The sequence below is a fragment of the Novosphingobium sp. NDB2Meth1 genome, assembly GCF_900117425.1.
Lineage (GTDB): Bacteria > Pseudomonadota > Alphaproteobacteria > Sphingomonadales > Sphingomonadaceae > Novosphingobium.
Map to the genome: position 1 here is coordinate 103,970 of NZ_FPEH01000016.1, position 12,088 is coordinate 116,057.

The following is a 12,088-nucleotide window of genomic DNA, read 5'->3' on the forward strand; positions in this document are numbered from 1 at the left end:
GCGCAGCGGACAAGGATTCATTTCAGGCTATGGCACGCAAATTCTTCGGCACCGACGGGATCCGCGGCCGGACCAACGCCGGGGTCATGACGGCGGCAACCGCGATGAAGGTCGGCCAGGCCGCAGGCACCTATTTCCTGCGCGGCGATCATCGCCACCGCGTGGTGATCGGCAAGGATACGCGCCTTTCGGGCTACATGCTCGAAAACGCGATGACCGCCGGCTTCACCAGCGTCGGCATGGACGTCGTGCTGCTCGGGCCGATGCCGACGCCGGCCGTCGCCCTCCTCACCCGCGAGATGCGCGCCGATGTCGGCGTGATGATCTCCGCGAGCCACAACCCGTTCGAGGACAACGGGATCAAGCTGTTCGGCCCGGACGGCTTCAAGCTTTCGGACGAGGACGAACTCGCGATCGAGGCGATGCTGGAGCAGGACTTGCCGCTCGCCGAGTCCGGCGATGTCGGCCGCGCCCGCCGCATCGAGGACGCACGCGGCCGCTATATCCACGCGGTCAAGGGCTCGCTCCCCCACAACGTGCGGCTTGATGGCCTGCGCATCGTTGTCGATTGCGCGAACGGCGCGGCCTATCATGTCGCCCCCTCGGCGCTGTGGGAACTCGGCGCCGAAGTGATCGCCATCGGGGTCGAACCAAATGGCAAGAACATCAACGCGGGCGTCGGCTCGACTCATCTCGATGCGCTGAAAGCCCGCGTGCGCGAAGTGCGCGCCGATATCGGCATCGCGCTCGATGGCGATGCGGACCGCCTGATCGTGGTCGACGAGAAAGGCCAGACGGTCGACGGCGACCAGATCATGGCGCTGATCGGCGGCCGACTGCATGCGCAGGGCAAGCTGCGCGGCGGCGGCGTGGTGGCGACGGTCATGTCGAACCTTGGCCTCGAACGCTACCTCAATGGCCTCGGCCTCGAGCTCGCGCGCACCGCCGTGGGCGACCGCTACGTGCTCGAGAAGATGCGCGAGGGCGGCTACAACGTCGGCGGCGAGCAATCAGGGCACATGATCCTGACCGATCACGGCACGACAGGCGATGGCACGGTCGCCGCGCTGCAGGTGCTCGCCGCGCTGGTCGCCTCGGGCAAGCCCGCGAGCGAAACGCTGCATCTGTTCGACCCCGTCCCGCAACTCCTCAAGAACGTCCGCTTTGCCGGCGGCAAGCCGCTGGAAGCGGACAGCGTCAAGGCTGTGATCGCTGAGACCGAAGCGCAGCTTGCCGGGCGCGGCCGTCTCGTCATCCGCCCCTCAGGCACCGAACCCGTCATCCGCGTGATGGCCGAAGGTGACGACGCGCGTGAGGTCGAACAGGTGGTCGACACGATCTGCGACGCGGTCCGCAAGGCCGCCTGAGGAGAGCCCCCGATGCTGGACATGCGCCCCGATTGCGAACGCTGCGGCACCGACCTTCCGGCCGAGGCGCCGGGCGCGTTCATCTGCTCGTTCGAATGCACGTTCTGCGCTGAATGCGCCGAAGCGCTCGATGACCGCTGCCCCAATTGCGGCGGCGAACTGATGGACCGCCCCAGCCGTGCCAAGGCGCTCCACGCCAAGTATCCGCCGTCCAGCGAGCGGACTTTCAAGGGATGAAACCACCGCGCGTGCTGTCTATCGCCGGCTCGGATTCCGGCGGCGGCGCAGGCATCCAGGCCGATATCAAGACCATCACCATGCTCGGCGGCTATGCGATGACCGCCGTCACCGCGCTCACCGCGCAGAACACTTGCGGCGTCACGATGGTCGAGGCCGCCAGCCCAGCGATGGTCGCCGCGCAGATCGACGCTTGCGTGGGCGATCTCGGCGTCGATGCGGTGAAGATCGGCATGCTCGGTTCGCCCGAGATCGCCGCCGTGGTGGCCGACCGACTGGAGCGCCTAAGTGTGCCTATCGTGTTCGATCCGGTGATGATCGCCACCAGCGGCGCCCCGCTGGCCGACGCCGCCACCATCGCCGCGTTCGAACGGCTGATAGCGCTCGCCACCCTCACCACCCCCAACGTTCCCGAACTCGCGGCACTCGGCGGCGAGGCAGCGCTCAGGGCCCGCGGCATCGCATGGCTCGGAAAGGGCGGCGATGCCGAAGGGCCGGACGTGACGGATCGGCTTGCCGTCCCCGGCGTGGAAGATGTCGTCTGGACAGCCCCCCGCATCCACACGCGCCATACCCACGGCACCGGCTGCACGCTATCCAGCGCCATCGCCACCCACCTCGCGCGCGGGCTGTCCCTCGCTGACGCGGTGGCGCAGGCTCGTCAGTTTGTCCGCGCTGCCTTGCTAGCTGCGCCCGGCCTTGGCGCTGGGTATGGGCCGATGGGGCACTATGCCGTGGTGCGGACCGCCGAACAATCAGGCTGATCAAGCGCTAGATAGACACTGTCGCACCATTGCTCGCCTACAAGCCAGGTCCGCGCCTGCCGGTGGGTCTCGCGAAAGCCCAGCCGCGCCAGCAGTCGCAGCGATGCAGCGTTGCGCGGGTCGACGTCGGCCTGAATACGCGGCAGCCTGTGCACCTCGAACGCCCGCGCGATGACCGCCCGCAGTGCCTCGGTCGCAAGACCGCGCCCCCAAAATGCGGGATCGAGCAGATAGCCGATGTTCGGAAATCGATAGAGCCCCGCCTTCCCGATCAGGCGACTTTTGAACTCTATCACGAAGTCCTCGCCCTCGCCGGACGGGATAGAGATCATGGCATCCAGGAAGTCGGCAGTCTCGGCCAGAGTGCTATGCGGCGGCGTCGACCAGTAGGCCATCGCCTGTGGCTGGCGCATGATCGCATGCAGCGCATCAATATCATCGGCCCGCACGGGCCTCAGCAGCAGCCGCTCGGTCCTGAGAACGGCCATGACCGCTCAGTTCAGATCCAGCCCGTAGAACGCGGTGATATGCCCCCAGGCTTCCTCCGCCGTTTCGACGATATGGAACAGGTCAAGGTCGCCCGGGCTGATCACGCCTTCCTCGGCGAGCGCCTGGAAGTTCACCACCCGGCTCCAGAACTCCCCGCCGAACAGCAGGATCGGGATCGGCTGCATCTTGCCCGTCTGGATCAGGGTCAGGAGCTCGAACAGCTCGTCGAACGTGCCGAACCCGCCCGGAAACGCCGCCACCGCCCGCGCGCGCAACAGGAAATGCATCTTGCGCAGCGCGAAATAGTGGAACTGGAACGAGAGGTGCGGCGTCACATAGGCATTGGGCGTGTGCTCATGCCGCAAGGTGATGTTGAGCCCGATCGATTCCGCGCCGACATCCGCCGCGCCGCGATTGGCTGCTTCCATGATCGATGGCCCGCCGCCCGAGCAGATCACGAAGTGGCGCTTGCCATCTTCCACCACCGCGCTGCGGCTGGCGATCTGCGCGAGCGCGCGCGCCTCGTCGTAGTAGCGCGACTTGGCGATGAGGCGCTCAGCCACCGCCTGCTTCTCCGGGGTTGTCGCCGCCGCGCGAACCTTGTCCGCCTCCTCCGGTGAGGGAATGCGCGCCGATCCATACATCACCAGCGTCGAACCGATCCCGGCCTCGTCCAGCAGCATTTCGGGCTTCAGCAATTCCAGCTGGAAACGGATCGGGCGCAGTTCCTCGCGCAGCAGGAAATCGGTATCGCTGAAGGCGAGCCGATAGGCGGGATCCTGCTGCTGCGGAGTGACGCATTCGTGCGATTCGACGAATTCGGCTTCCTGCTCGGCCTTGTAGAATTTCCGGCGCGTGAGCTCGTGGGCGATTTCTTCTTCGGTCATGTCAGGGATGTCGCAAGTGCCGCCCCGATGCGCAATGGGTGATGCCTCAAGTTTAACACTCCGCGCCGCAGAGAATGGCCCGAACCGGGCTTTTTAAGGGCATTGCGCCGCCGCAGCAAAGCCGCCTTTCGGGCCGATCGCGTGGTCCGAAAGACGCTGTTTAGGGAAAAATTCACCACGCTTGGCAACCCGGTCCTAACAAGAAGTTTCAACGGACTGAGGGGCAATACGCAGAGGTTCGCAAGGACCGCGCAAGGAGTTTGGCCACCACGGCCGCAAGGACAGCCCGGGTTGCGGTGCCGCCGCAACCAGGACTGACGGTCCCTCCCCCGAGGGATGGCCGGCCTGCATCGAAACCAGGCCGGCCATTTCGTCATGGCATCCATCGCAGCTCTGTGGACGCCCGGCTTCACAGCAGAATTTTTTTGCGGCACCCCGGAAGGAAATCGCGTGGTCCTGACTCTAGGCCAGTAACGGAAAGAAACTCCACGAACTTATGGAGGATGGGACGGGACCGGATTTGCGAGCCACGCTCGAACGCCGCCGCGCGCTTGCGCAGTGGGTGGCGCGCGAGATCATGCCGCACGAACCGCGCATCCGCGCCTGGTTCGTGAAGCGGCGGATCGCGCACGACGTGGTCGATGAACTGGTCCAGGACGCATATTGCCGCGTGGTCATGCTCGAGACGGTCGATCACATCGAGTGCGCCCACGCCTACTTCTTCTCGATCTGTCGCAACCTCCTCGCGCGGAGGCTCAAACGGCAACAGATCGCCCCCTTCGACGCGATCAGCGAGATCGAGAGCTACCGTGATACTGGCACGCCCACACCCGAAGAGCAGGTCGCCACACGCTTGGCGTCCGAACGCGTGCGTGCCCTCCTCGCGGACCTGCCCGAACGCTGCCGGCGCATTGTCGAGCTGCGCAAGATCGAAGGCTGGTCGCAGCGCGAGATCGCCGATCACCTCGGCATCACCGAGAAGGCGGTCGAAAAGCAGGTCTGGGTCGGCGTACGCGCCATCCGCAGCGGCTGGGATGCGATCGACCGCGAACCCGAAACGACCGGCGACAGCCGGCGGGTGGTTTAGCCATGGCCACGGACGAGACACCCATGTCTGACCGCGACCAGGCCGCCGATTGGGTCGCCCGGATGGATTCGGGCAACTGGAGCCAGGCCGACGAGGCTGCGCTGCAGGCCTGGCTGGCCGCCGATCCGCGCCGCCAGGGGCTGCTGCTGCAGACACAGGCCGCGTGGATGCTGCCCGATGCGGTGCACGAGCCGGATGTCGTCGAAGCACATGAACCCGCAAACGACGCACGCGGCAAGTGGATGCGGCGCGGGGTGCTCGGCGGCATGGTCGCAGCGAGCGTTGCCGCCTTCGTCACCGTGCGCACCGGCTTCTCGCGCGATGCCGAATTCGTCACGCGGGTGGGCGAAATTCGCCGCGTGCCGCTCGACGACGGCTCGATCATGACGATCAACTCGGGCTCCGAACTCAAGGTCAGCCTGTCCCCCCGCGCCCGCGAGATCCAGCTCTTGCAAGGCGAAGCGTGGTTCGATGTCGCCAAGGATGCCGAGCGGCCCTTCATCGTCGCCTCCGGCCCGGTCCGCGCCAAGGCCGTCGGCACTGCCTTCTCCGTGCGCAAGCGCGACGAAGGCGTCGAAGTGCTGGTGACCGAAGGCGTAGTCGAGACATGGTCCGATCAGGATGCCAGCCGCCGCCTCACCGTCACCGCGGGCGAGCGCGCGGTGATCAAGGAATGGGCGCTGGTCCACTACCGCGAGGGCGACAACACCCCGGTCGACCGCGCGCTCGCCTGGCGCAACGGCATGATCGACCTCAACGGCACCACGCTGCGCGAGGCGGCGGACGAGTTCAACCGCTACAACCAGCGCCAGATCGTGATTTCCGATCCCGGCATCGCGGGCGAACAGTTCGACGGCTTGTTCAAGCTCGATGATCCCATGGGCTTTGCCCAGACCTTGAAAGTCACGCTGCCGGTGGCGATCGACACCAGCGATCCCAGCACGATCCGCATTTCACGCTCAACTGAAGCAGACTCACAGAAATAAATCGAAAAAGTGCGGAAGGAAATCCAACACCCACGTCTCTAGGGGAATGCAGGCCAAAAAGGTCTGAAACGAGATGATATCCTTTTGGGAGGGATTAGTGATGACGACCACTTTACGTGGCATGCTATTTGCGTCCGTCAGCGTTGTTTCCGTGGCATCGATGCCCGCTGTGGCGCAGGCCAACGCTGAACTGCGGCAATTCTCCATTCCCGCCCAGTCTGCCGAATCCGCAATCGGGCTTCTGGGCCATCAGGCCAATGTCCAGATCATCGCCTCGCGCAAGCTGACCCATGCCGTGCGCACCAATGAAGTGCGCGGCCGCCTGACCGTCAGCGAAGCGCTCGACCGTCTGCTCGCCGGCACTGGCCTTGCCGCCCGCCAGACCGGACCGGGTACGTTCGCCGTCGTCGGCCGCCCGCTCGCCGCGCGTCAGATCGCCAGCGCCGCGCCGGTCGCCCTCGCGGCCCAGGCCGCCGAACCCCAGCCCGCGGGGCCTGCCAGGGCGGCCGAACCGGAACCCGAACCCCAGCCGATCGTCGTCACCGGCCTGCGCGGCAGCCTCGACAACGCGCGCAGCATCAAGCGCGCCTCCTCGGGCATCGTCGATGCGATTTCCACCAAGGACATCGGCAAGCTGCCCGACGCCAACCTCGCCGAATCGCTGCAGCGCGTGAGCGGTGTCTCGATCGACCGCTCCGGTGGTGAAGGCGCGTTCATCACCGTCCGCGGCTTCGGCCCGGAATTCAACACCGTCCTCATCAACGGCCGCCAGATCGCCACGCCGACCGATCCCAGCCAGGCCTCGGGCCGCGCCTTCTCGTTCGATACGCTGGCCTCCGAACTCGTTTCCGGCGTCGAGGTCTACAAGTCCGCGACCGCCGTCTACCAGTCGGGCGGCGTCGGCTCGACGGTGAACATCAAGATCGCGCGTCCGTTCGATTACAAGGAACGCAAGATCGCGGCTTCGTTCGACGTCAACTACGACCAGAACTCCCGGAAGGCCGCGCCGGACGCGACGTTCCTGTTCGCCGATACCTTTGCCGACGGCAAGCTGGGCCTGCTCGTCTCGGGCACCTATCAGCGCCGCTATACCCTGCTGAAGCAGGCCCAGACCGACGGCTGGCTGGTCAATCCGGCCGTCCCCGCTGCCGAAGTCAACGGCGGCAACGGCACGGTCAGCAGCAGCAATCCCGCCGGCAACATCTTCGTACCGCAGAACTTCGATACCAAGGTCACCCGCGAAGACCGCGAACGCATCGGCGGCACGATCGTGCTGCAATACCGTCCTTCGGATGACGTGACGGTGACCGCCGACGCGCTCTATTCGAAGTTCACCAACACGACCGACGCCCGTTCCTATGGCCACTGGTTCACCGCCTCGAACCTCACCGACGTGACCACCGACGCCAATGGCACGGTGACCGACATGACCCAGGCCACCGGCATCGCGACCGACTTCCACGACAAGAAGTTCGACAAGCGGACCAACACCCGCGAGTTCGGGCTTAACGTCGAATGGAATGTCTCACCCAACCTCACCGCGAAGTTCGATGGGACCTATTCGCTGGCGAAGCAGGACCCCAACGGCGGGCGGCAGGCCTATCTTTCGCTGCTCGGCTACCTGACCGGCTCCTCGCGCTACCAGTCGGATGGCTCGATCCTGCCCTACCAGACCGAGACGCTGCCCACCTTCGCCAATCCGACGAGCCCCTGCGGCAGCGCAGTGACCGATTCCGGAAGGCCCGCCGATCCCAACGTGGTCGGTGCCGGCCAGCCGCTCTGCCAGCACGTGATGCTGCTGCGCGGCTACGGCACCCGCGACGAGGTCTACCAGGGCCGCGCCGACCTTGCCTACAAGGGCGATTCCGATGTCGGTCTGGTGAATGCCAACCTCGGTTTCTACTACTCGCGCGACCAGAAGCGCACTTCGCTTTTCTCGAACGATGGCGGAACCGGCTGCACCACCTGCGGCTACAACCTGCCCTCGCCCCCGGGCGTGACGATCAGCACCTACAATGCAGGCAGCGGCTTCCTTTCCGGGATCAGCGGCTCGCAGCGTCTGCCGACGCAGTGGCTGACCTTCAGCGGTCCGGCGCTGTTCGATGCAATCACCCAGCAGCAGCGCGCCACGAACCCGAACTTCACCTTCGCTCCGCCGCTGGTGAATGATACGATCGTGACCGAACGCGTGCTTGGTGCCTATCTCGAGACCGAGTTCAAGGGCGAAGTGGCCGGCAGCCCGATCTCCATCGTCGGCGGCGTCCGCTTCGAGGACACGCAGACCAACGTGAACGGCCTCGCCACCGCCTATACCGCGCTGGTCCGGCTGGCGAACGACCAGACGCAATATGGCTCGGCCTCGTCCGGCACGACGCGCACGGTCGGCAAGACGCACTATCTCGACATCCTGCCCAACGTCGCATTGAAGTGGCAGGTGACCGACAAGTTCACCGTGCGCTTCGCCGCCTCGCAGACGATCACCCGGCCCACGCTCGAGCAGCTTTCGCCCGTCACCACGCTCGTCACGCTGCGTCCGGGCAACTTCGCGGCGAGCCGGGGCAATCCGGACCTCAAGCCGTTCAAGTCGAACAACCTCGATATCTCGCTGGAGTACTACTACGCCCCCGGCAGCTACGTGTCGGTCGGCGCCTACCTCAAGAACGTCAACAACTTCATCGTGCTCAACCAGACCACCGGCACGGTGGCCGATGCCAATGGCGGCGCGCTGATCGATCCGGGCACGGGCCTGCCCGCGCAGTTCACCGTCACCGCGCCGGTCAACGGGCAGGACGCAACCGTTCGCGGCATCGAGGCTGCTTGGCAGTACTCGATCGGCGATACCGGCTTCGGCTTCCAGGTGAACGGCACCCTCGTAGGCTCGAACCGCAAACTCGATCCGCGCAATCTTGCCAACAAGTTCGCGCTGACGGGTCTCTCCAACTCGGCCAACGCGGTGCTGTTCTACGACAAGAACGGCATCGAGGCGCGCATCGCCTACAACTGGCGCGACAACTTCCTGCAATACCTCGCCCCGCCGCCCCTCAACGGTGCGGGTCAGGCCGTCACGCAAGTGCGGCCCTACTCCCAGGTCGATGCGAGCGTGAACTACCACATCACCCCGCAGTTCTCGGTCTTCGGGGAAGTGGCCAACCTCACCAACTCGCGCACCCTCAAATATGCCTATTATCCCAACCAGTTCCTCTATGCGGAGGATACTGGACGGCGCTTCAAGCTGGGTGCGCGGGTGAACTTCTAAGCCTGCATAAGACCAAGTCCGGGGCGTGCATTGCGGTACACGCCCCGTTTTGCGTAGAACCTGACCAGGACGAGTCAGGCCGGGACGGGAACAGGAAAGGCGCATGGCCGAAAACGGCGCAATTCGTTCGGTTTGCATTGTCGGCGGCGGCTCGGCCGGGTGGCTGACCGCAGGGCTCATCGCCGCCCGCCACGGCGCCGACCTCAAGGTCACGCTCGTCGAAAGCGTGAAGCGCGGCACCATTGGCGTCGGCGAAGGCACCTGGCCCACCATGCGCAACACGCTGCGCAAGATCGGCCTTTCCGAAACCGATTTCATGCGCGCCACGCACGCCTCGTTCAAGCAGGGCGCCAAGTTCGCCCGCTGGCGCACCGGGGCGGCGGACGACTTCTACTACCACCCGCTCGTCCTGCCCGAAGGCTTCCCCGATCTCGATCTCGCGCCCTACTGGAACGCGAACCCGGCGCAGAGCTTCTCCGACGCCGTCTGCTTCCAGGAAGCGCTGTGCGAGGCTTCGCTCGCCCCCAAGCTGATGACGTCGCCCGATTATGTCGGCGTCGCCAACTACGCCTATCACCTCGATGCGGTGCGCCTCGGCGAACTGCTGGCCGAGCACTGCACCGGCAAGCTCGGCGTGCACCACATCGACGACGACATCATCGACGTCCGCCTCACCGAAAATGGCGATGTCACCGCCGTCGTCGGCGAACGCCACGGCGCGATTCAAGCCGACCTCTTCGTCGATTGCACCGGCTTCGCCTCGCGCCTCCTCGGCGAAGCGCTCGGCGTCCCCTTCATCGATCGCTCCGACGTGCTGTTCGTCGACCGCGCGCTGGCCGTCCAGCTCCCCGTCGAGGAAGACAGCCCGATCGCCTCGCACACCATCTCCACCGCGCAGCGCCACGGCTGGATCTGGGACATCGGCCTCCCGACCCGGCGCGGCATCGGCTATGTCTGGTCGAGCCGCCATGCCGGGAACGAGCGCGTCGAGGAGGAACTCGCCGCCTATGTCGGCCCCGATTTCGCCAAGCTCTCCCCGCGCGAGATCACCATCCGCTCGGGCCACCGCGCGCAGTTCTGGAAGAACAACGTCGTCGCGGTCGGCCTCGCCGCCGGCTTCCTCGAGCCGCTCGAAGCCTCCGCGCTCGTGCTGATCGAGCTTTCGGCGGACTATATCGCAACAAGCATGCCCGCCAGCCGCAGCGCGATGGACTTCGTCGCGCGCCGCTTCAACACGATGACGCGCTACCGCTGGGACCGGATCATCGAATTCCTGAAGCTCCACTATGTCCTCTCCGAACGCGAGGACAGCGCGTTCTGGCGCGACAACCGCGACCCCGCGACGATCCCGCAGGACCTCCAAGACCAGCTCGAACTCTGGCGCGACAGCCCGCCCGGCGAACACGATTTTTCGAGCGCGCACGAGATGTTCCCCGCTGCGAGCTACCAATACGTGCTCTACGGCATGGGCTTCCGCACCCGCCCGCGCCCCGGCCGCCTCGCCAATGCCGAGGCCGCGCAGGACGCCTTCGACCGCACCGCCGCGCTGAAGCGCAAGCTCACCGCCACGATGCCCAGCAATCGCGCGCTGCTCACCCGGCTCGCGCATTATCGTTTCCCAACGCTGTGAAGGCCGCCATGACCATCGTTCCCTTGAACCGCGCCGCCCATTCCGGCCTGCGCATCGATCCCGCCCGCGCGGCGGAGGCTGCCGCCGCCGTCCACCTCGTCCCACTGGTGGCGAGCGAGATCCGCCAGGTCGCCGGGCAGTTCCCCGTCTTCCTCGCCAAGGATGCCGAGACCGGCCAGTTCTACCCCGCCGCGCTGATGGGACTGGAGCCGCAGGAGAACCTGTTCTGGAACGGGGCCGCGCTCGAAGCCGATGTCCTCCCGCTCAACCTGCTGCGCCTGCCCTTCTTCGTCGTCGGCGAAGACACGGAAGCCGCGATCGCCATCGATGAAGCGAGCCCCGCGATCGGCCCGCAAGGCACCTGCACCATCGTCGATGCCGAGGGCGCGGAGACCGAATACTTCCGCTCCGTCCAGACCATCCTCGGCCGCCTGCTGCAGGGCCAGGGCGAGACACGCCGACTGGTCGATCTGATGCTGGAAACCAAGGTGGTGCGCGAGATCAAGCTCGACCTTGCCTTCCACGATGGCAGCACCAGCCTGCTCACCGGGCTCTACGGCATCGACGAAGTCGCGCTCGGCCGCGCGCGCGAGAAGATCGCCGCGTTCGACGACCTGATGATCCTCGCCGCGATGGCGCTCTCGCTCGACAAGGTCGCCGCGCTCGTCCGCCGCAAGAACGCGCGGATCGAAGCGCAATCGGCGTGGTTCACCCCGGGCGGCTGAGCCCTTGCAGGCGCACCCCGTCACCCATCTCGGTCGCGAGGCGGTGCCGCTGTGGATAGCGGACGAAGCGCACCCCGATCCTGAAAGCCTGCTGGCTGCCGCGCGCGCGGCTGCGCTCGTCCCCGTCGAGGACGATCTCTATCCCGGCGTACGCGCCCTCGCTCCGGCGGCGTGGGGCGAATGGCTGACGGACGCGCTGTCCGTTTGGCCCGAATTTGCCACCACCGAAGTCCTCCGCGCCGACTTCGCCATCGCCTGCCAGGATCCCGCCCGGCTGACCCCGGTCCAGCGCATCCCCCATTTCGACACGACCGACCCGGCGGTCCACGCCGTGCTGCACTATCTCTGCGACGCACCGCACCAGGGCACCAGCTTCCACCGCCACCACGCCACCGGTTTCGAGCGCATCACCGCGGCGCGCGCACCGCTCTGGCGGCAGGCCCTTGTCGCCGACGGGCAGCGCCACGGCCTGCCGCCCATGCGCTATCACGAAGCGGACACGCCCACCTTCGAACGCATCGGCACCGCCGACCTGCGCTTCAACCGGCTCGTCGTCTATCCGGCAAACTGCCTGCACTGCGGTAACATCGCCGGCTCATGGTCCAGCAGCGAACGCCTTACGATCACGGCACTGATCCGACTTGGGGAGCGCTAGCCGGC

At 66.2% G+C, this 12,088-nt stretch carries 11 protein-coding genes; 9 read left to right on the forward strand and 2 right to left on the reverse strand.

Going from position 1 to position 12,088, the window contains the following annotated elements; translation table 11 throughout:
• Positions 1–29 precede the first annotated feature (29 nt).
• Genes glmM through thiD form a run of 3 tightly spaced genes read left to right on the forward strand, consistent with a single transcriptional unit; the run spans position 30 to position 2,368 of the window.
• Entirely contained in the window at positions 30–1,367 is a 1,338-nt protein-coding gene (gene glmM, locus NDB2M1_RS12625; RefSeq protein ID WP_072382801.1) for a phosphoglucosamine mutase, read from the forward strand.
• Positions 1,368–1,379: 12 nt separating this feature from the next.
• A complete protein-coding gene (locus tag NDB2M1_RS12630) occupies positions 1,380–1,604 on the forward strand; it encodes a DUF1272 domain-containing protein (RefSeq protein ID WP_072382803.1) in 225 nt (74 codons plus the stop codon).
• Positions 1,601–2,368, forward strand: coding sequence for a bifunctional hydroxymethylpyrimidine kinase/phosphomethylpyrimidine kinase (gene thiD, locus NDB2M1_RS12635; protein ID WP_072382805.1), 768 nt, complete (start codon positions 1,601–1,603; stop codon positions 2,366–2,368). The genes NDB2M1_RS12630 and thiD overlap by 4 nt, the downstream gene beginning before the upstream one ends.
• Here the strand turns inward: thiD and NDB2M1_RS12640 are convergent.
• A complete protein-coding gene (locus tag NDB2M1_RS12640) occupies positions 2,332–2,856 on the reverse strand; it encodes a GNAT family N-acetyltransferase (protein ID WP_072382807.1) in 525 nt (174 codons plus the stop codon). The genes thiD and NDB2M1_RS12640 overlap by 37 nt on opposite strands.
• Before the next feature lie 6 nt (positions 2,857–2,862).
• Positions 2,863–3,744 (reverse strand): LOG family protein, encoded by an 882-nt coding sequence (locus NDB2M1_RS12645; RefSeq protein WP_072382809.1) that lies wholly within the window; start codon positions 3,742–3,744, stop codon positions 2,863–2,865.
• Positions 3,745–4,264: 520 nt separating this feature from the next.
• Between NDB2M1_RS12645 and NDB2M1_RS12650 the strand changes: the two genes are divergently transcribed.
• From NDB2M1_RS12650 to NDB2M1_RS12675, 6 genes are all read left to right on the forward strand, one after another.
• On the forward strand, positions 4,265–4,831 hold the full coding sequence (locus NDB2M1_RS12650) for an RNA polymerase sigma factor (RefSeq protein WP_231625105.1): 567 nt from the start codon (positions 4,265–4,267) through the stop codon (positions 4,829–4,831).
• 23 nt (positions 4,832–4,854) lie between these two features.
• Positions 4,855–5,817: a FecR family protein gene (locus NDB2M1_RS12655; RefSeq protein WP_143146753.1), complete on the forward strand. Its 963-nt coding sequence runs from the start codon at positions 4,855–4,857 to the stop codon at positions 5,815–5,817.
• A gap of 160 nt (positions 5,818–5,977) precedes the next feature.
• Positions 5,978–9,073, forward strand: a complete 3,096-nt coding sequence (locus NDB2M1_RS12660) for a TonB-dependent receptor (RefSeq protein ID WP_253185886.1) — start codon at positions 5,978–5,980, stop codon at positions 9,071–9,073.
• 103 nt (positions 9,074–9,176) lie between these two features.
• Positions 9,177–10,703, forward strand: coding sequence for a tryptophan halogenase family protein (locus NDB2M1_RS12665; protein WP_072382815.1), 1,527 nt, complete (start codon positions 9,177–9,179; stop codon positions 10,701–10,703).
• A gap of 8 nt (positions 10,704–10,711) precedes the next feature.
• On the forward strand, positions 10,712–11,428 hold the full coding sequence (locus NDB2M1_RS12670; protein ID WP_072383210.1) for a SapC family protein: 717 nt from the start codon (positions 10,712–10,714) through the stop codon (positions 11,426–11,428).
• Positions 11,429–11,432: 4 nt separating this feature from the next.
• Positions 11,433–12,083: a DUF6445 family protein gene (locus NDB2M1_RS12675; protein ID WP_072382817.1), complete on the forward strand. Its 651-nt coding sequence runs from the start codon at positions 11,433–11,435 to the stop codon at positions 12,081–12,083.
• Positions 12,084–12,088 lie beyond the last annotated feature (5 nt).